General features: G+C 64.2%; 18 protein-coding genes. 5 read left to right on the top strand and 13 right to left on the bottom strand.

Translation table 11 applies throughout. The features are described 5' to 3' along the window. The first annotated feature begins 83 nt into the window (after positions 1 to 83). Positions 84 to 2,888 (top strand): SH3 domain-containing protein, encoded by a 2,805-nt coding sequence (locus U0023_RS06945; RefSeq protein ID WP_210161016.1) that lies wholly within the window; start codon positions 84 to 86, stop codon positions 2,886 to 2,888. 25 nt (positions 2,889 to 2,913) lie between these two features. Here U0023_RS06945 and U0023_RS06940 read toward each other — a convergent pair whose 3' ends face one another. The 5 genes from U0023_RS06940 to U0023_RS06920 form a co-directional block, all read right to left on the bottom strand. Then, positions 2,914 to 4,356, bottom strand: coding sequence for a porin (locus tag U0023_RS06940; RefSeq protein WP_009763055.1), 1,443 nt, complete (start codon positions 4,354 to 4,356; stop codon positions 2,914 to 2,916). A gap of 151 nt (positions 4,357 to 4,507) precedes the next feature. Beyond that, positions 4,508 to 6,076: an aspartate:alanine exchanger family transporter gene (locus U0023_RS06935; protein WP_009763056.1), complete on the bottom strand. Its 1,569-nt coding sequence runs from the start codon at positions 6,074 to 6,076 to the stop codon at positions 4,508 to 4,510. 9 nt (positions 6,077 to 6,085) lie between these two features. Further along, entirely contained in the window at positions 6,086 to 6,907 is an 822-nt protein-coding gene (gene pflA, locus U0023_RS06930; RefSeq protein WP_009763057.1) for a pyruvate formate-lyase-activating protein, read from the bottom strand. Between the two features lie 4 nt (positions 6,908 to 6,911). After that, positions 6,912 to 9,257 (bottom strand): formate C-acetyltransferase, encoded by a 2,346-nt coding sequence (gene pflB / locus U0023_RS06925; protein ID WP_009763058.1) that lies wholly within the window; start codon positions 9,255 to 9,257, stop codon positions 6,912 to 6,914. A 76-nt stretch (positions 9,258 to 9,333) separates the two neighbouring features. Then, positions 9,334 to 10,980, bottom strand: coding sequence for an L-serine ammonia-lyase (locus tag U0023_RS06920; RefSeq protein WP_009763059.1), 1,647 nt, complete (start codon positions 10,978 to 10,980; stop codon positions 9,334 to 9,336). A gap of 559 nt (positions 10,981 to 11,539) precedes the next feature. Here U0023_RS06920 and U0023_RS06915 point away from each other — a divergent pair. Then, positions 11,540 to 12,529: a 2-hydroxyacid dehydrogenase gene (locus U0023_RS06915; RefSeq protein WP_009763060.1), complete on the top strand. Its 990-nt coding sequence runs from the start codon at positions 11,540 to 11,542 to the stop codon at positions 12,527 to 12,529. A 519-nt stretch (positions 12,530 to 13,048) separates the two neighbouring features. On the opposite strand, the gene U0023_RS06910 is transcribed toward U0023_RS06915, so the two are convergent. Both U0023_RS06910 and U0023_RS06905 read right to left on the bottom strand, forming a co-directional pair. Continuing rightward, positions 13,049 to 13,300: a hypothetical protein gene (locus U0023_RS06910; protein WP_210161017.1), complete on the bottom strand. Its 252-nt coding sequence runs from the start codon at positions 13,298 to 13,300 to the stop codon at positions 13,049 to 13,051. Between the two features lie 70 nt (positions 13,301 to 13,370). Beyond that, complete coding sequence (locus U0023_RS06905; RefSeq protein WP_195904208.1) at positions 13,371 to 13,877, bottom strand: Spy/CpxP family protein refolding chaperone; 507 nt, start codon at positions 13,875 to 13,877, stop codon at positions 13,371 to 13,373. Positions 13,878 to 14,600: 723 nt separating this feature from the next. Between U0023_RS06905 and U0023_RS06900 the strand changes: the two genes are divergently transcribed. Continuing rightward, the gene (locus U0023_RS06900; protein ID WP_009763064.1) at positions 14,601 to 14,996 is read left to right on the top strand and encodes a hypothetical protein; all 396 of its coding nucleotides are present in this window, start codon (positions 14,601 to 14,603) and stop codon (positions 14,994 to 14,996) included. 36 nt (positions 14,997 to 15,032) lie between these two features. Here the strand turns inward: U0023_RS06900 and U0023_RS06895 are convergent, their stop codons facing one another. Next, positions 15,033 to 15,200, bottom strand: coding sequence for a YqaE/Pmp3 family membrane protein (locus tag U0023_RS06895; protein ID WP_040638945.1), 168 nt, complete (start codon positions 15,198 to 15,200; stop codon positions 15,033 to 15,035). A 178-nt stretch (positions 15,201 to 15,378) separates the two neighbouring features. Between U0023_RS06895 and U0023_RS06890 the strand changes: the two genes are divergently transcribed. Beyond that, positions 15,379 to 15,831: a baeRF12 domain-containing protein gene (locus U0023_RS06890; protein WP_009763066.1), complete on the top strand. Its 453-nt coding sequence runs from the start codon at positions 15,379 to 15,381 to the stop codon at positions 15,829 to 15,831. Between the two features lie 12 nt (positions 15,832 to 15,843). Here the strand turns inward: U0023_RS06890 and U0023_RS06885 are convergent, their stop codons facing one another. The 5 genes from U0023_RS06885 to U0023_RS06865 all read right to left on the bottom strand — a co-directional run bounded on the left by U0023_RS06885 (position 15,844) and on the right by U0023_RS06865 (position 21,669). Beyond that, complete coding sequence (locus U0023_RS06885) at positions 15,844 to 16,041, bottom strand: hypothetical protein (RefSeq protein WP_009763067.1); 198 nt, start codon at positions 16,039 to 16,041, stop codon at positions 15,844 to 15,846. A 52-nt stretch (positions 16,042 to 16,093) separates the two neighbouring features. Further along, entirely contained in the window at positions 16,094 to 16,897 is an 804-nt protein-coding gene (gene iolB, locus U0023_RS06880; RefSeq protein WP_009763068.1) for a 5-deoxy-glucuronate isomerase, read from the bottom strand. 12 nt (positions 16,898 to 16,909) lie between these two features. Next, positions 16,910 to 17,794 (bottom strand): myo-inosose-2 dehydratase, encoded by an 885-nt coding sequence (gene iolE / locus U0023_RS06875; RefSeq protein ID WP_009763069.1) that lies wholly within the window; start codon positions 17,792 to 17,794, stop codon positions 16,910 to 16,912. A 22-nt stretch (positions 17,795 to 17,816) separates the two neighbouring features. Next, positions 17,817 to 19,664 carry a 3D-(3,5/4)-trihydroxycyclohexane-1,2-dione acylhydrolase (decyclizing) gene (iolD, locus tag U0023_RS06870; RefSeq protein ID WP_009763070.1) on the bottom strand — a complete coding sequence of 616 codons (1,848 nt, stop codon included), beginning with the start codon at positions 19,662 to 19,664 and terminating at the stop codon, positions 17,817 to 17,819. 91 nt (positions 19,665 to 19,755) lie between these two features. Beyond that, a complete protein-coding gene (locus tag U0023_RS06865; RefSeq protein ID WP_009763071.1) occupies positions 19,756 to 21,669 on the bottom strand; it encodes a bifunctional 5-dehydro-2-deoxygluconokinase/5-dehydro-2-deoxyphosphogluconate aldolase in 1,914 nt (637 codons plus the stop codon). 146 nt (positions 21,670 to 21,815) lie between these two features. On the opposite strand from U0023_RS06865, the gene iolG reads away from it, so the two are divergent. Further along, the gene (gene iolG / locus U0023_RS06860) at positions 21,816 to 22,805 is read left to right on the top strand and encodes an inositol 2-dehydrogenase (protein ID WP_009763072.1); all 990 of its coding nucleotides are present in this window, start codon (positions 21,816 to 21,818) and stop codon (positions 22,803 to 22,805) included. Positions 22,806 to 23,160: the final 355 nt, after the last annotated feature.

Here is a 23,160-nt window from a genome sequence, read left to right as displayed (position 1 = left end):
CGGCGAGAACGTCAGGCGCACCGCGGGTGCTCCTGCGCCTATCCGGGGAAAAGCGGTTTAGTTGGCTTTGGACCGAGGAGACCATGATGAAGAACGGGCTCTGTTCACGTCGGATCATCGCACTTGCACTCGTTCCCATCATCACCACGACACCGGTGTTTGCAGCTCCTGGCGTCACCACCGGAAACGTCAATTTCCGCTCGGGACCGGGAACGCAGTTCTCCTCAATAAGCACGCTTGCGGAAGGCACGGCCGTCGACATCGGCGATTGCGACGATGCTGGAACCTGGTGTGCCGTCACATTCGGCAAGCGCAGCGGCTTCGTGAGCGGCCGCTATCTCGAGGAGAAGAAGGAAGCCGAGGATTGGCCGCGTGCCTACGAGGTCGGTAAGGGTCGCATGATCCTGTATCAACCGCAATTCACCGAATGGACCGACTTCAAGACCATCGAGGCGCTGGTGGCGGCTCAATACCTGAAGACACCCGAGGACAATCCGGTGTTCGGCGTGATTGGATTGAAGGGCAAGACCTCCTATGACGAGAATGCCGGCGAGGTCGTGATCACCGATATCACCGTCACCGAATTGAACTTCTCGGGTCTCGGGCGTGAGGAACTGACGGCGCTCGCGGTCGAGACAGGCAAGATCCTACCCACCGGACCGATCACGGTGTCGGAGGCGCGCGTGACCGCGAGCCTGGCCGAACAGAATCGCATGACGGACGTCCAGGGACTCAAGTCCGACCCGCCGCCGATCTTCGTGTCGAAGACCCCGGCGATCCTTGTGCAGACCGACGGAGGACCCTCCTATGCGCCGGTGAAAGGCAAGGCGGGTCTGTCCTTTCTGGTCAACTCGAATTGGGATCTGTTCCGCGTGGACGAGGGTGGCGCCCTCTATCTGCGCGACGACACGCATTGGCTGACCGCAAGCGCGCTTGGAGGTCCATGGACACCGGTATCGGAACTGTCGCCCCTGCTGAAGGATCTGCCCGACGACGGCAGTTGGTCGGACGCCCGCGCCGCCATGCCGCCCGAGCCCTACGGTGGTAAAACCATTCCGAAGGTGATCATGACGGAAAAGCCCTCGGAACTGATTCTGTTCGACGGCGAGCCCAAACTCGAGGACGTGCCCGGGACGGCGCTCCGTTGGGCGTCCAACACCGAATCCGACGTCTTCTTCGATAAGACCGGCAAGCAATGGTATGTGCTGCTGTCCGGGCGCTGGTTCCGCGCCGCGAGCTTCGACGGGCCATGGACGTTCGCGACGCCGGATCTGCCCGCCGATTTCAGGAATATACCCGAGGACGCGCCGTATTATGCCGTGCGGGCCAGCGTGCCCGGAACGTCCGAGGCCGCCGAGGCACGCCTGAAGGCGAGCATTCCCACGACCGCCCGCGTCGAAACGGGGTCGATCACGCCGACAGTCGCGTATGCGGGCGATGCCCAATTCACACCGATCGAAACGACCGATCTCTCCTACGCGACGAACACGACGGACACCGTGATCAAGGTCGGAGACCGGTATTTCCTGTTGCAGGATGGCGTCTGGTTCATGGCCGACAATCCGAACGGTCCGTGGCAGCTCGCCCGCGAGGTGCCTGACGCCATCTATGCGATCCCGCCATCGTCGCCGGTCTACAACGTCACCTATGTGCGTGTGTACGACACCGAGCCCAATGCGGTCTGGTACGGCTACACCATGGGATACCTGTTCGGCTTCCTGGCCTGGGGGACCTATGTCTATGGCACGGGCTGGGGTTATCCGGGCTACTGGTACAACTGGCCGGGCTACGGTTACCCGATCTATTACCCCCGGCCGACGACATGGGGGCTCGGAGCGTACTACAATCCCGTGCGCGGCATGTATGGTCGCTACGGATATGCATATGGGCCCTATCGCGGGATTGCGGGTGTACGCGCCTGGAATCCTGTCACCGGCACCTATGGGCGTGCAGGGGCCGCCTGGGGCCCCCGCGGATCGGCAGGCTTCGTCGGCGCGTATAATCCGCGGACGGACAGCGGGGCGTTCGCGGCCGGCGGGCGCAATGTGTACGGCGCATGGAAATCGGCCGGCGTGAAGCGTGGTTCCGAATGGGCGCGGGTGACGGCCCGCGAGAACGCGGCCGGCGGCTCGTCCCTGCGCTGGAACACGTCCAACGGCCAGGGCTTCGTGCGCGAGGGCCGGCGCGGCGACATCTATGCGGGCCGGGACGGCAATGTCTATCGCAACACCGGTGAAGGCTGGCAGCGCTTCGATGGCGGCTGGCAGGATGTGGGTCGGCCGGAGCCCCGCGATCTGCTCCAGCGCGGCGAAGGCCGCGAGGGCTTGTCGGCGGAGGGCCGTGAGAGGTTGCAGGAGAGCGGCGGAGGCGAGGCGCTGCGGGGGCTCGCCGGAGCGGGAGCTGCCGGGGCCGCCGGTGCCGCACTCGGCCAGCGCCTGAGCGGCGGCGACCAGGTTCGGCGGGACGCCGTAAACAACGACGCCGTTCGCGACAGGGCGCAGCAGCGCCAGACGCCTCAGCAGCGTCCGGCAACGCAGCAGCGCCCCGGTTCGCAGCAACGCGGAGCGTCAGACCGACCATCTGCCCAGCAACGCCCGGCCTCACAGCAGCGCCGGGCGACCGGGCAACGACAGACCCAGCCGCAGCGTCCTGCCCAGCGTCCTGCTGCGCAACGTCCAGCGGCGCGCCAGCCGCTTCCGTCGAACGTCATGCGCGATGCCCAGGCGCGTCATCTCGGCAATCAGCGGCAGATGGCGACCCGGCAGTTCAATCGGCCGCCGGCCCAGTTCTCGGGATCCTTCGGGCCTTCACGGAGCATGGGGCCGCGCGGCGGCTTCGGTGGGGGAGGCGGGCGTGGCGGCGGTGGCTTCAGAGGAGGCCGGCGTTAGCGCATCACGCCACTTCCCAGGTCGCTCAGAAGTCACGCTGGACCCGCAGTCGGCCTTGCCAGGTGGATTCCGATCCGGCCGGCCGGAAGGTGCCGGTCGGATCGCCGGACGCGGTCGTGACCGGAACGGCGACCCGCTCGCGCGGATCGACGCGGATGTAGAGCGCCTCGACGCCGATGAGGAAGTCCTTCACCGGGGTCCAGATCACATTGGCGCCGACGCGAATCTCGTCGAAGTCGACGAGGCCCGTGGTTGTTCCTGCCGTCCCGGCCGCAATCGTCGCGGCCGTCGCGGGGACCGTGTACTGAGCGATCCCAGGAGCATCGAAACGCATCCAGGAGCCGAACACATTGGTCTGCCAGGTCGGGCTCCAGTTGTGATTGAGGCCGCCCGCAATGGCGTAGGCCTTGTTGGTCTTGAACTCGCCTGTGAGCGGATCGACGAAGGCATCCGTGAAGGGCATGGCGAGCGCGCCGGCGCTGATGAACCCGTTGCTGATCGGGTTCGTCTGGCCCGCATTGAGGTAGCCGATCGCGCCGTCCGTATAGGTGGCCATCATCCACACGGCGTCGCCCTGCCCAAGAGCCGGCACATTGGCATAGCCAAGGGCGGCAACGGCGAAACCATAATCGGTATCGGCGTAGGTCGGATTGGGCAGGCCGGTGATCGGGTTCAGCACCGGGACGTTCACGCCGTTGACGGTCGTGATGCCCGCCGCCACATCGCGGATCTGGTGCAGGGCGCCGGACAGCTGCACTTCGCCCCAGGTGCCCTTGTAGCGGAGGTTCGCGACCACATCCGGCACGCGCTCACCGCCATAGGTGGAAGCGATCGGGGCGAAAACCGGGAATGCACTGCCGGCTCCGAACAGCGGGAAGTCGAGCTCGTTGTTGACGCTGCGCTGGGTTCCGTCCTCGAACGACAGGGTTGCCGAGAGGCCATTCCCGAATGAGAAGGTATAGGCGAACAGATTGACTTCGGCATTGGAAGGATCATCGAACTTCAGGTCACCGAAGTTCGGAACCGGCAAGTCCGGGCTCGTGAAGAAGGAGACTGCGCGACCGGCCGTCAGGCCGCCGAACTGGACAAAGGCCTGATTGATATTAGGCGTGGTGGAGCTGAATCCGTAAGCCCCGGTGTTGCGGGTCATCTCCATGCGGATGTAGGTCCGCAGCATGCCGTATGCGGTGGCAGTGCGTGCATCGAGGTTGATGCGCCCGCGTCCGCGGAAGCCGATCGTGTCCTGTGCGCGATCGATCGGTTCGAGATAGAGGAGTTCGGCGCGAGCGCGGCCGCTGACCCGCAGGCAGGTTTCGGTCCCGGGGATCACGAAGAAGCCGTTGCCGTGAGTGGAACAGATCCGGACATACTCGACGGGGCTTGCGGTCTTGGCCGGCAAGTCGGCGGCCTGTGCGCCGCCGGTGATGATCGCCGCACATCCAAGCAACAGAGTTCGGACAGACGCCATGGTACAAACTCCAAGACAAAGCCCAGCCGTAGTGATGAAAGAATGTGCAGACGGACGAAGAACCGTCAAGCAGGCCTCAAGGAGACGAATGCTCGACGTTGCTTGAATCCCACCGGGTGTTGCTGGCGGGCATCATGTAAAAGGTTTTGGCTCAGCTCAGAAGAACCTGAACGGCGATGATTTTGACGATGGTCATGCTTGGGAAACAAATCGCATAGCCGATATCCGTCCTCTCCGTAGGAGCAAGGCGGCCCGCCGCAACGACGATGGCGGGATTGCCCGTCGAACCCGCGCAGACGCCGAGCAGGTCGTCGAAGGGGATGCGCAGCAGGTAGCCGACCACCAGCACGATCAGGACGAGCGTGAGCAGCACGGCAGCGCCGCCGAGAAGGATCTGGATCCCATTGGTGGCGACCGTCTGGACGAAGGGGCTACCGGCCCCGATGGCGACCGATCCGATGAACACCGCCAATCCCAGGTTTCGCAGAACCAGGTTGGCGACCATCGGAATCCTCCAGCCCAGGGGGCCGGTGCGGCCGAGCCAGCCGAGGACGAGCGCCATGACGAGCGGCCCACCGGCAACGCCGAGGCTGAAGGTGCCGCCGCCCGGCAGCGGCACGGGGATCATGCCGAGCAGGAGGCCGAGCGCGATCCCGACTCCGATCGACACGAAAGACAATTCGGCATTGCCCTTGATGCTGTCGCCGAAGTGACGCTGGACTTCGGTTTTCCGGTCGGAGGGAACGGCCGCAATCAACACGTCTCCGTACTCGAGCGTCAAGTCGGGCGACGTCATCATGTCGACGTCGCCCCGGCGGATATGCGAGATGACGATGGGAAAATCGGGAAGCGGAATCTCCTGAACCGTTTTGCCCACGAACGCCGCCTTGGAAACGTAGACCCGCACCACGTCGTAATTCGCGCGGTCGCGGCTGATACGTCCGGGCTCCTCATGGCCGACGGCGATCTTGGCCTGCTCGATGCTTGTCGGACTGCCGACCAGCAGCAATCCATCACCTTCATGCAATCGTGTCCCGGCCAGCGGCGGTGCATTTGCATGGTGCTGGCGAATGGCAACGATCTTGATGTCGGCCGGCAGGATGGCAGAGACTTCCTCAACCGTCTGATCCTCGCAATTCGACTCCAGAGTCAGCTCCGCGATGCGCACGTTCTGGGACGGTGCCTTGAACACAGGTTTCACCAACCCGGCCATGAGAGTCATCAGGACGATTGGGCCGACAACGCCGAAGGGATAGGATACGGAATAGCCGATCGCCGGATCCTGGTTCCCCGCCGCTGCCAGTGCCGCCTGCAAGGTCGGCGTGCTCGTGCCGGAGCCGGCGAACAAGCCGGCCGCGGTCGCCATGGAGATCCCGAGCGGCGAAGCCAGCAGCATCGCGACGAGGAGCGATGCGACCACGGCCACGGCTGCAAGAGCGATATACTTGAGCCCGGGCCCTTTCAGGCTCGCAAAGAACACCGGTCCGTACTGAATGCCGACGCCATAGACGAACATCACGAGGCCCAGCGTGCCGACCATGCCGGGCGGCGCCGCCTTCGGGGCAATGGCGCCGATGATGAGGCCCGTGAACAGAACGGCGCCCGCGCCGAAGGAGACGCCGGCAATCGAGATCTGGCCGATCGCATATCCTGTGGCGATGGCGAGGAACAACGCCAGCAGGGGCGAGGCTTCAAGCAGCGTACGGACGATATCGAGCATCGGTCACCCTCATCTTGCGCGACAGCCAGCCTCACGAAACTGACCCAGCACCCGCGTCAGCAGTTCAGGGGAGGGGGGCTGGGTCTCGGAAAGTTCGTAGGTGAGGCCCATGGCCTTCCACTTGAAGACGCCCATCTGGTGGAAGGGCAGAACCTCGACCCATTCCACATTGCGCATCGGCGCGACGAAGCGGGCGATGCCCTCCACATTGGCAGGATCGTCAGTCAGGCCCGGAACCAGCACGAAGCGCACCCAGACGGGCTTGCCGAGGGCAGCCAGCCTCTCTGCGAATTGAATGGTCGGGCGGATGTCCTGCCCGGTGGTCCGACGATAGGTTTCCGGATCCCAGGATTTGATGTCGAGCAGCACGAGATCCACCTCGCGCAGATAGTCGTCGCCGGCGCGCTCGCCGAGAAACCCGGACGTATCCAGAGCCGTGTGGAGGCCCATTCCCTTGGCGGCCGCGAAAAGCCGATGGGTGAAGTGTAGCTGGACCAGCGGTTCCCCGCCTGAAATCGTCAATCCTCCGCCCATGGCGCGCAGCGGTGCGGCATAGGCCTCGAGCGCGGTCCGGGCACGCTCGAACGAGACGCGCGTGCCGTCCTTGAGGTGCCATGTGTCGGGATTGTGGCAATACAGGCACCGCAGCAGGCAGCCGCTCATGAACACGACGACCCGGATGCCGGGACCGTCGAGGGTGGATCCGGTCTCGTAGGAGTGAATCCATCCGAAATCGCCCCGAGGGTCGTTGAACGTGGCCGTTTCAGGCGCGTCGGGGGATCGCGCCTGCTGCAGGTCGTACCGGCTATGCGCCCAGGGTTCGTCGGCCATGGCCTCAGGAATCTCCGTGGAACGTCCTGCTGATGACGTCCATCTGCTGCTCCCGGGTCAGGCGGACGAAATTGACCGCATAGCCCGAGACCCGGATGGTCAATTGCGGATATTTGTCCGGGTGCTCCATGGCATCGAGCAGAGTATCGCGATTGAGGACGTTGAGGTTCATGTGGAACCCGCCCTGGCCGCAATAGGTGTCCATGACCTTTACCGCCTGCGTGATCTTCTCGCCCTGATCCAACCGGTTCAGACTTGGCGTGATGGAGACGGTGTAGCTGATGCCGTCCTGCGCATCCGCATAGGGTAGCTTCGCCACCGACAGGCAGGAGGCGAGCCATCCGTGGCTGTCGCGCCCGTGCATCGGGTTAGCGCCCGGAGCGAACGGCTCGCCGGCCTTGCGGCCGTCCGGCGTGTTGCCCGTATGCTTGCCATAGACGACGTTGCTCGTGATGGTGAGCACCGATTGGGTATGAACGGCATTCCGGTAGGTTGGATGCTTCCGGATCTTTCTCATGAAGGTGGAAACGAGATCGGCCGCAATGGTATCGACCCGGTCGTCATTGTTGCCGTATTGGGGATAGCCGCCTGAGATCTCGTAGTCGACGATCAGTCCGTCGTCGCGCCGGATGGGCCTCACCTGCGCATGCTTGATCGCCGACAGGCTGTCGGCCACCACCGACAGGCCGGCGATGCCGAAGGCCATCGTGCGCAGGATCTGCTGATCGTGAAGCGCCATTTCGAGGCGCTCGTAGTAATACTTGTCATGCATGTAGTGGATGCAGTTCATGGCATGGACGTAGGTTCGCGCCAGCCACTCCATCATGGCGTCGAACTTCGCCATGACGTCGTCGTAATCGAGGACATCGCCGATCACGGGCGTCGATGCCGGGGCGATCTGCTCGCCGCTGACCTCGTCCCGGCCGCCATTGATGGCGTAGAGCAGGCACTTGGCGAGATTGACCCGGGCGCCGAAGAACTGCATCTGGTTGCCGATCCGCATGGCCGAGACGCAGCAGGCGATGCCGTAATCGTCGCCCCAGTAGGGCCGCATCAAGTCGTCGTTCTCGTACTGGATGGAAGAGGTTTCGGCGGAAACCTTGATGCAGTAGCGCTTGAACCCATCGGGGAGCTGCTTCGACCAGAGAACGGTCATGTTGGGTTCCGGCGCCGGGCCGAGATTCGTCAGCGTGTGCAGCATCCGAAAGCTCGTCCGCGTGACGAGGGGCCGGCCATTGAGGTCCATGCCGCCGACGCACTCGGTCGCCCAATAGGGATCGCCTGAGAACAGGGCATCGTAGTCCGGCGTGCGCAGAAATCGGACGATGCGCAGCTTTTGGACGAGCTGGTCGATGAGTTCCTGGGCGCCCGCCTCATCGAGAGCGCCGCTTCTGAGGTCGCGCTCGATGTAGATGTCGAGGAAGGACGAGATGCGGCCGATGGACATGGCCGCGCCATTGGCTTCCTTGATCGCTCCGAGGTAGCCGAAATATGTCCATTGCACGGCCTCCCGCGCGTCGGCCGCCGGGCGTGCGATGTCGCAGCCATAGCCTTTCGCCATGGTCGCGAGATCGGCGAGGGCCCGCATCTGCTCGGACAGTTCCTCCCGTTCACGGATGACGTCGTCGCTCGGCCATTTCGCGTCGAGCAGTGCCCGCTCGGCACGCTTCGCCGCCAGCAGCCTGTCGGTGCCGTAGAGAGCGACCCGGCGATAATCTCCGATGATCCGGCCACGGCCATAGGCATCGGGCAGGCCCGTGACGATGTGGCTGCGCCGGCAGGCCATGATCTCTGGCGTATAGGCGTCGAAGACCCCGTCATTATGGGTCTTGCGGTATTTGGTGAAGGTCTCGTGCACGATGGGGTCGGGCTCGAACCCCGCCGCCTTCAGACCTGCCTCCACCATGCGCAGCCCGCCATACGGCATGATGGCGCGTCGGAAGGGGGCGTCGGTCTGGAGCCCGACGATCACCTCGTTGTCGCGGTCGATATAGCCGGGCGCGTGCGAGGTCATCGAGGAGGGCGTCTTGACATCGACATCCAGCACGCCCTTGCGGATCTCCTCCTTGAAGTAGGGCTGCAGCTTGGCCCAGACGGCCTTCGTCCGCTCGCTGGGCCCGGTCAGGAACGCTTCGTCTCCGTCATAAGGCGTGACGTTCCGCTGGATGAAATCCCGGACGTCGATGCTGCTCCGCCAGCGCCCCGGCGCGAACCCGGCCCATTCATTCACCGAGTCCGCGGCTTCGGACGCGGGAGACGCCTCAGCCCGGCGCTCCGGGGCCGGGGGCTTTCCGACAGGCTGCTTCAGTGTGTCGGCAGAGTCTTGCGCAGCAATGGCTTCATCGGGCATGACGGTCTCCTCCCACGATGCCGATGGGATCGTCGTTCGGTACGCTCACGGCGGCTCGCACGCGGCAACGGGCGCCTCAGCAGAGCACCAGGTTCTGGGCCAAACCTGCCTCGCTCGTTTCCTTGTACTTCGGGTTCATGTCCTTGGCGGTGTCGGACAGCGTCTTGATCGTCGTGTCGAGATCGACCCGGTGCCGGCTCGCGATCTCGTTCGTGGCGATCATGGCGGCGGCCCAGGCCTTCACGGCCCCGAACGCGCAGCGCTCGATGCAGGGAACCTGCACATAGCCCGCGACGGGATCACAGGTCATGCCGAGATGGTGCTCAAGGGCCGACTCGGCGGCATTCTCGATCACGCGCGGCGGTTGGTTCAGGACCTGCGTGATCAGCGCGGCGGCCATTGCCGAAGCGACTCCAATCTCAGCTTGGCAGCCGCCCTCGGCCGCCGCCAGCGTCGCATTGTGCTTGCACAGGTAGCCGACCGCCAGGCCGGCCAAAAGACCTTCCCGGATCTTGTCCATTGGCACCGCCCGGGGACTCTGTGTCAGGGCATAGACGATGGCCGGCATCACCCCGGCCGACCCGCCGGTCGGCGCGGTGATGACCAGATGGCCGCGGGCATTTTCTTCCGAGGCCGCCAACGCGAAGGCGGAGACGAGTCCGATCGCCCGGTCGCTCATATAGGTATCGTCGTTGGCGCGCTCGTAGACGGTAGCCGCCTTGGAATGGAGCTTGATCGGCCCAGGCAGGACGTCGTCCTTGTAGGACAGGCCGGTCTTCACGGTGGCGATCATCGCGTTGGCGATCTTGTCCAAGAAGGCGTTGATCTGCTCCTCGTTCTTGCCGGACACGGCGATCTCGTTCGCCATCATGACATCGGCGACCGAGAGATCGTTGTTCTCGGCGTGCTGCCGCAACTCCTTCATCGTCGCATAGGGGTATTTCGGCTGGCCTTTCTTGGGCGGCTGGTAGCCCTTCCATTCGATGAAGCCGCCGCCGACGGAATAATACTCCTGCTCATAGAGGACCTTGTCGCCGGCCATGAGGCGGGCCGTCATGGTGTTCGGATGCGGGAAGTCGCCTTTCGGTGCGTCATAGATGATGTCGGCGAGAGACAGGTTGAAGGTCTTGCTACCGAGCGTCACCGGATAAGTCTGATCCGGCTTGGCGATCATGTCGTCGAGGAACCGTGGATCCACGGTGGCGGGCTCCTTGCCGACGAGGCCCGCTAGCGCGGCACGCTCGGTGCCGTGGCCCTTGCCCGTGGCGCTCAGGCTGCCGAACAGATGGACCTTGAGGCCGGTCGCCTGCGCGAGCTGATCTGCGGGGAGCTTCGTGCAGCGTTGATAGAAGTCATAGGTGATACGCATCGGCCCGATCGTGTGCGAGCTCGAAGGGCCGGGGCCGACCTTGTAGAACTCGTCCGCGACCGTCATGACAGGTCCCTTCGACGACTTGACGACGTCGAGATCGGGCGAGAGGGCCGAGCTCATCTTGAGACCGGCATCACCTCCTGCTGCCTCTCTTTTAGCCTGCTGCGCAGCCGCTTCCGTCGCCGCCTGCTGGGCACGGGCCTCGGGCGCCCAGGTCGTGCCTGTCATCACCGCTGCCGCGCCGATGGCGGCGTTGCGCATCAGGAACGCTCGGCGGCCAATCCCCTTAGGGATATCATTCTGCTCTGATGTTGCAGGAAACAGCTCGTCGTCCTTGCTGGAGCGAGTCATGAACGCGTCCTCCTATTCGAGACACGGAGACGCGCCATGCGTTCGGGGCGGCTCCGGCCTCATTCTTGGCGGGAGAATAGTTTTCTCCGCTTCGGCATCATCTTAGGTGGCGACGGTGGGGCGCGCTTGATCGAAAGGGACATTCAATTGACAGTTTGCGCCGCTCGTCTCCGATTGACGGACCTGAACGGTCGCGCTCCTTCGATGGCGAGCCAGCCCCCGGAGAGTTGTTATGCGTGGTGGACCGCCCGCTGCATTTGAAGTGATTATTCGGCTGAGGCACGAACTTTGCTATATAGCGGCCTTGTCTCATCAACATCAGCCGTGGGACTGAACGGAATCCCCCGCATTTGTCCCAAAATATCAAGCAAATCCCTCAAATCGTGTACATTGCATTCCCACATGTCGGCCTGCTCCGTGCAGACTCGGCATCGGACCGATTTTGAATACAAGTAAGAGATGGATGGGTAGTTGGCCTGCGCTCGACCCAGACGGCCCTTCGGAGAGGTCTACACAGTCGCTGACCTGATTACATCGATACAAGATGGGGACGTGCAAAATGCGGATCGCAATATTCAGCGCGAAGAGTTACGAACGAACGCTGCTCGATGAACTGAACGCAAGTCACCAGCACGATCTCGTCTACTTCGATACTCTGCTCGAACTCGGAACGGCATCGCTCGCAGCGGGGTTTCCAGCCGTCAGCGTGTTCGTCAACGATCCCGTCGACGGCAAGGTTCTCAGCCGTCTCGCCGAGGGCGGGACGAAGCTCGTTGCGACGCGCTCGACCGGCTTCAATCACATCGACCTGGAAGCGGCCAAGAAGCACGGGATCGCGGTGGTGCGGGTCACCAACTACTCTCCGAACTCCGTCGCCGAATTCGCCGTCGGGTTGATCCTCGTGCTCAATCGCAAGATTCACCGGGCCTATAATCGGACGCGCGAAGGTAATTTCGAACTCGATGGCCTGATGGGGTTCGACCTCGTCGGCCGTACCGTGGCGGTGATCGGCACCGGCAAAATCGGGACCATCTTTGCTCGGATCATGGCTGGATTTGGCTGTGAAGTGATCGGGTTCGACGTCCATCGCTCATCCGAATTCGAACGCATCGGCGGCCGTTACGTCGATGCCGAGGACATCGAGAAGGCGGATGTCGTCTCGCTGCACTGCCCGTTGACGCCGGAAACCTACCATATCGTCAGCGCCCGGACGCTCAGCCGCATGAAGCGGGGTGCCCTGTTGATCAACACGAGCCGAGGCGGTCTCATCGATACCGAGGCGGCCATCGAAGCTCTCAAATCCGGCCAGCTCGGTGGGATGGCCATCGATGTTTACGAACAAGAGGCCGGCCTCTTCTTCAAGGATCTGTCGAGCACGGTGATTCCGGACGACGTGATCCAGCGTCTGGTCTCGTTCCCCAACGTGATCGTGACAGGACATCAGGCGTTCTTCACGCGCGAGGCGTTGGGAACGATTCTCGAGACGACGCTTGCCAGCGTTTCGGATTTCGCGGCCGGGCGGCCGCTGGCGAACCAGATAACGATATGACCGCCAGAGCCCTTAAGGATTGCAGCCACATGTGCAGTGATGTGAGGCTCGTAATCACTCGCTCCATGCAGCCGTGTTTGACCGGATAGCCGCTGCGGGATGGGGTGACGACCGGCCTAGAGACGAGCCGCTAAAGCATCGGATCCACAAGTGGATTTGCACTTTTGGGTCCGATGCTTCCTATAGAGATGCTTTAGCGAGGTAATCCTCGCATCGGCATTGCGGCTCCCCCAAAGGAGTCGTTGCGGAACCCCGGTGCTTGGTAGGCCTGAGCCGAGACGTAGTTCGGTGGCGCCGGGCTCGAACCGGAGTTCGAGATACAGCCTGCCATTAAGACGCTTGCCGCAAGCGCGGCGACAATCATTCGCATTGAGATCTCCTTGATTAGCTGGGGTTATTTCCGCTGGCGTGAAGTCAGTTCTGTTCTTCCGAGGAATGCATTTCCGAATGGAGGGCTGGGTCAACTGGCCCGAAAGAGTGCTTTCGCGGGTGCACTAGTGTGCACCCGCGTCGTATGTGTCAGCGCCGACCGACGCGATTGACAGGACCGCCGCGGTTCATCGGAGTACCGGGGCGAATGCCAACGCCCGCTGCTCCGACACCGGGCGTCACCACCGCGCGGCGGGCCACAGGCGCGACCGGGCGGGCGACGCAGCCTTTCGGCACGCCGACCGTCTTGCAGTAAACGACCGCGTTTGCGGGTTCAGGAGCCGTCATGGAGAGTGCGGTGAACGCGGCCAGCGCCAATCCGGCGTGATGTATGGGCTTCATGATCAGCATGACCATCCTCCATCCTCAAGGTCTCTGCGTCCGCTCCCGGACGCAGACTGCTCGGATCCTCCTAGTAAGGAAGGTCCCAAGAATCGATGTCGTCTTCGTCGTCCATTGCCATGCCGCGGTTCTCCACGGCGGCCCGAAGCCCCTCGATGGCGTGGATGGCCACGAGACGCAGCCGGGCCTTCTGATCGGACGTGAGGCTCTGGTACAGCGGCTGCCAGGCATCGGCGAGCTTTCTCAGGCTTGCTGCACGGTCCGCAAGAACGTCGGCACGCTGGCGATAGAACTGCACCGGATCGATGTCACGTGCCTGACCCATGCGCTCTCTCAAGCTGGCCAGTCTGCGGTAGCGCATGTCGGCCCTGGCGCGGATCGCCTCTTCCACGGCTGGCCAGAGCTTCTCCTGCTCCGGGGTCAGTTGCAGCGCTGCCTTGATCACCCCCACCCGGATGTCCGTCAGCATCTTGAAATCGGTTTGGCTCAGCTGACCGCTCTCAGGTGCGTTTCCAGGACTGGATGGGCTTTGCTGTGCGTACGCGACGGGCGCGCCGACGACGAACAAAGCCGCCACGACACCTATGATTCCACTTCGCATCTTCGTCTCCTGCCGGTTCCTGCAATCGTCAGGCTACGGGATGGAGGAAGGTCTGCTTGATGGCTTGGGACTTTGCTTTATCATTTTGAGACAGCGAGGATGCTCTCGCGATGTTGTGCTGTTGCCGAGTTCGGGCCTTCGCATGGTTGCGGGTATCGCCCGCCTAGGCGGGAAGCCGGAGGGAAAATTTGATCCGGCTTTCCGGGAATAACGATGCGCCGGGTTACGAGCGGACAGCGCAGGCTACCTGATGATCACGCAGGTTTTGTGCTTGCAACGTGCCTTATTCCACGTTCGCTTCACTCTCGGCTTTCGACTCAGGTTCGCCGTTGTCGGACGGCTCCTGCCAGGGCGGCGAGGATGGATCGTCAGAGGGCGCAGATGCGGGCAAAGCACGTGGTTCTACAGACGGGACGATCGCAACCTGTTTGCCGGTGATGGGGTCGAGAACGGTCATTGAACCTGGTCTTTCGGTCTTGCGTGCCGCAATGCCGGATGCAGGACATCAACGTCCCAGGCGCCTCTCCGTTCATGCTTTCCATCATGCCGTGTGCGCTGCGGCACCGATCGGATGCCGCGTCACCAGGCAGCGATCTTCGCCCATGGTTTCTTGCTCCTTCTCCGCGCTTGTGTGGCACGATCGGGAACGCTGACTGGCATGGGAACGTTGTCCCGGGTCGTCAACTGCCGGAGAGTGCAATGTTTTCTTCGCGTATCCTGAAGACCTGTGTCTTGGCCCTGGCCCTTTCCGGCGCGGCCACGCTTGCTTCCTTTCCCGTGCAGGCCGGCGAAAGCACTGGGACTTGGCGGAATGGCATGGTGGCCGGTCCCTACGGTGCCGGCTGGTACGGGCCGGGTGGTGTCGCGTATGAGAATGTCCGGACCGTACGCCGCAGAGCCTATGTCCCTCCGCGCCATCGCTACGGCCGGTCCTATCGTGCTTATCGTTATGCGCCGAACCGCTATTACGGAAATCGCTACTACCGGAATCGCCCCTATGGGAACCGGTACTATCAGCGTCCGGGATACGGATGGCCCGTGGAGCGGCCGCGGCCTGGCCGGGTGGACCGCGCTATCGAGCAGGGTCCCCGGTAGGAGGATTGTGCCTTCTCCCGGTTCACCCTTCCCCTCTCAACGCGCTTGCCGCGCGATGATCCAGACCGCGTGAACGATGCCTGGAATGTAGCCCAGGATCGTCAGGAGGATGTTGAGCCAGAACTGCCCGCCGAGACCGACGGTGAAGAAGACGCCGACCGGCGGGAGCAGGATGGCGAGAAGGATGCGGAGAAGGTTTGCCATAGGTTCGACAGGATAGGGGACCATGGGATGAACGGGACCGTGGCCGTTTCGTTCCAAGAGGCCGCATCCTCAGGGGCGGCTCGATGCAGCCGGCCGTCTCGTGACCGCAATATGATCTGGATCAAGGTGCTAATCCCTCGGCAGACGAAGGATGTGTTCCGTAACGAGGAGCATGGCCGTGAACAAAGCTCTCAAGCTTCCGCATGACGGACTGGTTCTTGTCAGCGATGGCAGGAAGGCCCTTTTCCTGAAGAACAAGGGTGACGAACTTTATCCGAATCTCCAGGTCGAACGCGTTTTGGAGGCTCCGGACAATCAGCCGACCCATCTGCAAGGCTCGGACAAGCAAGGTCAGACGTGGATGATGGGCCAGCGTAGCGCAATCGAGCAGGTCGATTGGCACGATCTTGCGGAACGGAAATTCGCCGGAGAAGTGGCCGAACAGGTCAATGATGCCTGCACCGGCGGCAAGGTGAAGCATATCATCGTGGCGGCACCCCCGCGCACCCTCGCCGAGCTGCGCAGCCGGTTCTCCGATGCCGTGAAGCAGCGGATCCTGGCCGAGCTGAACAAGGATTTGACGAAGCACCCGGTCTACGAGATCGAGCAGCACCTGGTGGGAAGCGCCTGACTCTTCAGGCGCTCAGCGCTCCCACTTGATGTTGAGGACGCTCGTGACGAGCCGGTCGATGAGGACCGGCGCGTCGGCTGCCATGCGCTCGATCCCCGTCACGGCCTGGCGTGTCATGCGCCCGTTCAGGAACGCGTAATCCATCACGACCGCGCTCACGAGCGCGATCGCGGCCTTGAAGACGCGAGCGGCGAGGTCGGACCACGTCATGGGGCCTCTGAGGAAAGTTCCATGAGGCTCATGCCCGATGGAGCCGGCAAGATCAAGCTTTCGCGAGCATCCACTCGTGGTCCGGATCGTTGTGGAATTTCCAGATCCGCTTCGGGCCGGCCATCACGTTCAGGTAATAGAGTTCGTAGCCGTGGGGGGCGCCGACGGGATGGTAGCCCTTCGGCACCAGCACCACGTCGCCGTCGCTTGCGGCCAGCGTTTCGTCGAGGGAGCGGTCGTCCGTGTAGACCCGCTGGAGCGCGAAGCCCGTAGGCGGACTGAGCCGGTGGTAATAGGTCTCCTCCAGGAGCGACTCGTTCGGCAACATGTCCCGGTCGTGCTTGTGCGGCGGATAGCTCGACCAATGGCCGGACGGCGTGATGACCTCGACCACGAGCAGGCTTTCCGCCGGTTCCGTTTCCGGCAGGATGTTGCGCACATGGCGCGTGTTGGTGCCCTGGCCACGGGTCTCCTGGCCGACCTGGTCGGGCCCGATCACGCGCGCCGGAAGCTTGCCTTCGGCCGGAGCAGTGCAGACGGCGATCTCGCAATCGGTCTGCGCCTCCAGTGACCATTCGGAGCGGGCGGGCGCGTAGAGGGACCACGGGTCCGCCTCGAACGGCGAGTTGCGCCCGCCGATCACGCCGAAATCCTGGCCTGAGGTCGCCACGCGCGCCTTGCCGGAGAGCAGCACGATGCAGGCCTCCCGGTTCTCCGTCCGCTGCTTCAGGGACTGCCCGCCTTTGAGTCGGTAGACTTCGAAACCGACATAGGTCCAGCCGGCGGAATCCGGCGTGATGGCATGGACCCGTCCGCTCGGATCGGGATTCGACGGTTTGACGAGAAGCTTCGACATCGCACGGACTCCTTAACGCAGGCCGGCTTCCTTGAGATACCGGGTGAGGTTGGCATAGCCCATCTTGGCATAGGTGAGCGGATGAGCCTTCTTGGGATCCTGCTCCGCCTCGATCACCACCCAGCCGCTGTAGCCCGGCAGTTCCTTGAACACGGAGACGAAATCCACCATACCGTCCCCCGGCACCGTATAGACGCCCTCGATGACGGAATCGAGGAAGCTCCAGCTCTCCGCGCGGGATTTCTCCATCACGGCCTTGCGCACGTCCTTCGTATGCACGTGGCTGATCCGGGCGCGATAGCGGCGGGCGAGGGCGGCAGGGTCGGCGCCGCCCCAGGTGGCATGGCCTGTATCGAGCAGGAGGTGAACGGCCTCGCCCGTGGAGCGCATGAAGGCGTCGATATCGGCCTCCGATTCCACGATGGTGCCCATGTGATGATGGTAAACCACCCGCACGCCTTCCTGGAGCGTTCGTTCGGCCACCTGCGTGATGCGGCGGCCAAACTCGACCCAGTCGCCGTCCTTCATCACCGGGCGTTGCGACAGAGGCTTGGAGCGGTCGCCGTGAATGGCGTTCGACGTCTCGGCGAAGACGAGCACGTTCGAGCCCATCGCCTTCAGGAGGTCGAGATGCGGGCGCAGGGCCTTCATCTCGGCATCCGCATCACGCTGCAACAATTCGGCGGAATACCAGCCGGACACGCAGGCCAGCCCGAAGGGCGAGAGCGCTTTTTTAAGCGCTTCCGGCTCACGCGGAAACTTGTTGCCGAGCTCCATGCCCTCGAAGCCCACTTCCTTGGCCTCGGCGAGGCAGACCTCCAGCGGCGTCTCGCCGCCGAGTTCGAGCATGTCGTCGTTGGACCAGCCGATGGGATTGGCCCCGATGCGGATCGTCATGTTGTTGTTCCTTCTGTCCTGATCAATCGCCCACGCGCTGCGCCGCGAGAGCCGTTTCGTAATCCTTGCGGGCCGTCTTCACCTGCTCGCGCGTCGAGACCTCCGGCACCGCCACGTCCCACCAATGGCCGCCCGCGTCCGTCGACACGAGCGGGTCGGTGTCGATGACGATGACGGTGCTGCGCTCGGCGCCGCGCGCCTTCCGCAAGGCATCCTCGAGTTCCGCGATGCTCTTCACCTTCATGGATAGCGCGCCGAGGCTTGCCGCATGGGCGGCGAAGTCGATGTCGGGCAGCGTCACATGATTCGTGTGCTGCAGCAGGTTGTTGAAGCTCTCGCCCCCGGTGGCGCGTTGCAGGCGGTTGATGCAGCCGTAGCCGCGGTTGTCGAGGAGCACGACGGTCAGCTTTTGACCGAGCATGACGGAGCTGGCGAGTTCCGAATTCATCATGAGATAGGAGCCGTCGCCCACCATCACGATCACGTTGCGGGAGGGATCTGCCATCTTCACGCCGAGGCCGCCCGCGATCTCGTATCCCATGCAGGAATAGCCGTATTCCATGTGGTAGCCCAGCGCCGTGCTCGCCTTCCAATGCTTGTGCAGCTCGCCCGGCAGGCCGCCGGCCGCGCAGACCACCACGTCGGTGGGCGCGGAGGTGCGCTGCACCGCGCCGATCACCTGCGCGTCGGAGGGAAGTTCCGCGTTGGTCGGGTCCGTGTAGCGCGCGGCAGTCTCGAACCAGCGCGCCTGCTCGTCCCGCGCCTTCGCCGTCCAGGCCTCCGGAGCCTTCCAGGTGCCAAGGGCGCGGCTCAGTTCCTCGAGGCCGACACGGGCATCCGCCACGAGCGGAACCGCGTTGTGCTTGGCGGCATCGAAGGTCTGCACGTTGAGGCCGACGATGCGCCGCTCCGGATTCTTGAACAGGGCCCAGGAGCCGGTGGTGAAATCCTGCAGGCGCGTCCCCACGGCGATCACCACGTCGGCCTCTTCGGCGAAGGCATTGGCCGCGCCCGTGCCGGTGACGCCCACGGCGCCGAGACAGGCCGCATGATCGTGGGGCAGGCTCGATTTTCCGGCCTGCGTTTCGCCGACGGAGAGGCCGTGCTTTTCGGCGAAATCGGTTAGTGTCTTTTCCGCTTCGGAGTAGAGCACGCCGCCGCCCGCCACGATGAAGGGCTTCTTCGCCTTGCGGATCAGGTCGGCCGCCTCCGCGAGTTCCGTCTCGTCCGGACGGATGCGGCGCGGCGTCCAGATCTTTTCCGCAAAGAAGCTCTCGGGGTAATCGTAAGCCTCGGCCTGCGTATCTTGGCAGAGCGCGAGCGTCACTGGCCCGCATTCGGCGGGATCCGTGAGGACGGTCATGGCGCGCTGGAGCGCCGGAATGATCTGCTCGGGCCGCGTGATGCGGTCGAAATAGCGGGAGACGGGCCGGAAGCAATCGTTCGCCGAGACCGTGCCGTCGGAAAAGCTCTCGATCTGTTGCAGCACCGGATCGGGGCGGCGGTTGGCGAACACGTCGCCGGGGAGCAGCAGCACGGGCAGGCGGTTCACATGCGCTACGGCGGCGGCCGTCACCATGTTGGTGGCGCCCGGGCCGATGGAGGTGGTGCAGGCCATCATGCGCCGTCGCCGCGAGGCCTTGGCGAAGGCGATGGCCGCATGGGCCATGCCCTGCTCGTTATGGGCGCGGTAGGTCGGGAGCTGGTCCCGCACGCCGTGCAGGGCCTCGCCCATGCCGGCCACGTTGCCATGACCGAAAATGGCCCACACGCCGCCGAAGAGCGGCAGGATTCGACCGTCGATCTCCGTCTTCTGGGCCGTCAGGAAGCGGGCGACGGCTTGCGCCATGGTCAGCCGAATCGTGCTCATGCGTGTTCCTCTTAGAATGGCGTCGCAGCGGTTTCAGGTTTTCGCATACATGAAAGGAGGGCGCAGCCTGTCGCGGACCCCGCCCTTCGTCTTAGGCGGCCTTCGAGCGGGCGGAGACCCGCTTCCAGGCATCGACGAGGCGCTGGAAGCGGCCCGCCATGTCGGCGATCGCGGCCTCGTCCGAGATCTCGCCCTTGAGCCAGCGCCGCGCGGCGTCGTTGAAGATCGTGCGGCCCACGGCGAAGCCCTTGACCTGCGGTTCGCTCGCCGCGGCCGCGAAGGCGGCTTCAAGCTCGCTCTCGGGCGCTTCGAGGCCGAGCAGCACGATGCCACGGCAATAAGGATCGTTCTGCGTGATCACGGCGCCGACGGCATGCCAGGCCGTTTCATCCTGCTGCGGCTCGAGCTTCCACCAATCGGGCTTGATGCCGAGATCGTAGAGGCGCTGCAGGATGCCCGCGACCGTGTCGGCCTTGAGCGGTCCGTGCTTGCCGGCGATGATCTCCACCAGCAGTTCCCGACCGATGCGGCGCGCGGCGTCGTGCAGGCGCAGCAGGTCGCGTTCCTGGCGCTCCTTCATCTCCGGTGGGTCGTCCGGATGGTAGAAGCACAGGCACTTGATGGTGTGCCCGACCGGCCATTCCACCAGCTTCGCGCCGAGCGAGCCGCCACCTTCGAAATCGAGCGGCCGCGAACCGGGCAATTCCACGGGGCGGCCGATCCAGAACGGATGATCGGCCGCGCGGAACAGCGCCTCGCGGCCATAGGTACCGTCGATCAGCATGCCGAAACCTTCACGGCCATCCGCCACGCGCGCAGCCGCCTCGACGGCGAGCACCTTGAAATCGGGGATGCGCTCGACGGGGGCGCCGATCTCCTTCGCCATCGCTTCCAGCTGCATGCGGTGGTCGATGGCGAGCGCCATGAGCGTGTCGGGCTGCGGCCGGCGCGTCGTCGCCCAGTGGATGTGGTTGATGTCCTCGTCGAAGCGCAGGGCCTTGTGGCGGCTGCCGGTTTTCAGGAAATGCTGCAACTCCGGGAAGGTCGGGATCTCGGGCGAGCAGAGCAGGCGGGAGACCGCGAAGGCGCCGCTCGCATTGGCGTAGGCGCAGCAGGTTTCGAGCTCTTCGCCCTTAAGCCATCCGCGCAGGAAGCCGGACAGGAAGGCGTCGCCCGCGCCCAGCACGTTGTAGACCTCGACCGGGAAGCCGGGCCCCTTCACGCCGTCGTCCAGGAAATCCGGAATGGCGCCGGGAAACACCACGCAGCCCATCGGGCCGCGCTTGCACACGATGGTGGCTTTCGAGATCGCCCGGATCGCCCGGATGGCCGCGAGCGTATCCTCGGATCCGCCCGCGATGTGCAGTTCCTCCTCCGTGCCGACGACCAGGTCGCAATCGGCCAGGATGGGTTTGAGATGCTCGGTCACCGTATCGGAGCGCACATAGCGCGAGTCGCCCGCGCCATGGCCGAGAAGGCCCCAGAGATTCGGGCGGTAATCCACGTCGAGCACCACCTTGCGGCCGTTCGCCTTGGCGATGCGGATCGCCTTTTTCTGGGCGGCGGCGGTTGTTTCACGTGAAAAATGCGTGCCCGTCACCACGATGGCGCCTGCGGAGGCGATGAAGCCTTCGTCGATGTCGCTCTCGTCGAGCGCCATGTCGGCGCAGTTGTCGCGATAGAAGATCAGCGGGAAGGAATCCTCGTCCCGCACGCCGAGGATCACCAGGGCGGTGAGGCGCTCCCTGTCGGTGACGATTCCCTCAGTGGCGACGCCCTCGCGCTCCATCTGCTCGCGGATGAAGCGGCCCATCGCCTCGTCGCCGACGCGGGTCACGAGGCCCGATTTCAGGCCAAGCCGCGCCGTGCCGATGGCGATGTTGGCCGGGCAGCCGCCGACGGCCTTGGAGAACGACGCCATGTCCTCCAGCCGCCCGCCCACCTGCTGGCCGTAGAGATCGACCGAGGCGCGGCCAATGGTGATCACATCCAGGGCTGGCTTCATGCTATTCCTCCCGCTCCCGGCCAGGTAAACCGTGTGCGAGCCGCGATCTCGGCTCTTGCTGTTATAGAACGTTTATTCTATTAACATCCTACGATGGAATTTCAATTCCAAATTTGCCGTAAGCCGGCAAAGGACCAGGGGGAAACATGATCCGAATCGCTGTTCTGGGTGCCGGCCGCATCGGCCGCATCCATGGGCGCAACGCCGCCAATCATCCCGATGCCCGCCTCGTGGCGGTGGCCGATCCGCACGCGCCCGCCGCGCAGGAACTGGCGGCCGCGACGGGGGCCGAGGTCGCGGCGCTGGACGAGATCGTCGAGCGCTCGGATGTGGACGCCATCCTCATCTGTACGCCGACCACGACCCATGCGGATCTCATCGAGCGCGGTGCCCGCGCCGGCAAGGCGGTCTTCTGCGAGAAGCCGGTGGACCTGTCGAGCGAGCGCATCGAGACCTGCCTCGCCACGGTCGAGAAGGCGGGCACGCCCCTGATGATCGGTTTCAACCGCCGCTTCGATCCGAACTTCGCGGCCCTGCGCCGCCGGCTCGCCGATGGGGAAGTGGGCGAGGTGGAGCTCGTGACGATCCTGTCGCGCGATCCCGGTCCGCCCCCGGTGAGCTACATCGCCACCTCCGGCGGCCTGTTCCGGGACATGATGATCCACGATCTCGACATGGCCCGCTTCCTGCTGCTGGGCGACGAGCCCGTGGAGGTGCATGCGGTCGGCTCGTCTCTGGTCGACCCGGCCATCGGCCAGGCCGGCGACGTGGACACGGCCGCCGTGCTGCTGAAGACCGCCAAGGGCCGCATCGTGCAGATCTCCAATTCCCGGCGCGCCACCTACGGCTACGACCAGCGGGTCGAGGTCCATGGCTCGAAGGGGATGATCCGCGCCGGCAACATCCATCGCACGACGGTCGAGGTGGCGAATGCCGCGGGTGTCACCGCCGATCCGGTGCAGGACTTCTTCCTGGAGCGCTACGCGGATGCCTATCGCGACGAGCTGACCACGTTCCTGAACGCCGTCCGCGACGGCAAGCCGTGCAACCCGACCGGCCGCGACGGCCTCATGGCGCAGCGTCTGGCCGACGCGGCGACGGAATCGGCGCGGAGCGGAAAGTCGGTGCGGCTGTAACGCTCCACGTCATCGCCTCCCCGGACGTGATCCGGGGATTCGTGCCGGTATCTCGGCGCGAAAGGTGCAAGGCCCTTCCCATCGGCACGCCGTGGCTGATCCTCGAATGGGCCCCATGCCTTGACAGTGCGGCGGTTCCGAAGACGCGGGTGGCCGGGACAAGCCCGGCCATGACGTGACAGGCGGTAGGACGTCGGAAGATGCTATGATGTGGCGAGTGTCATGACGACAGAGGTGTCCTTCTCAGGCTGAGCGAAGCGAGGGAAGGGATCCAGCCGCAGGCGCTCTGAACAAGCGAAAGGGGCGGGATCGACTGTCCGGAAAAGTCCAGGGACGGCCTGGCGGCCGGGCCTTC

Origin of the sequence: Microvirga lotononidis, assembly GCF_034627025.1 — a bacterium.
GTDB classification, from domain to species: Bacteria; Pseudomonadota; Alphaproteobacteria; order Rhizobiales; family Beijerinckiaceae; genus Microvirga; species Microvirga lotononidis.
The sequence above is the reverse complement of the archived record's forward strand: the minus strand, read 5'-3'. Positions and strand labels throughout refer to the sequence as shown.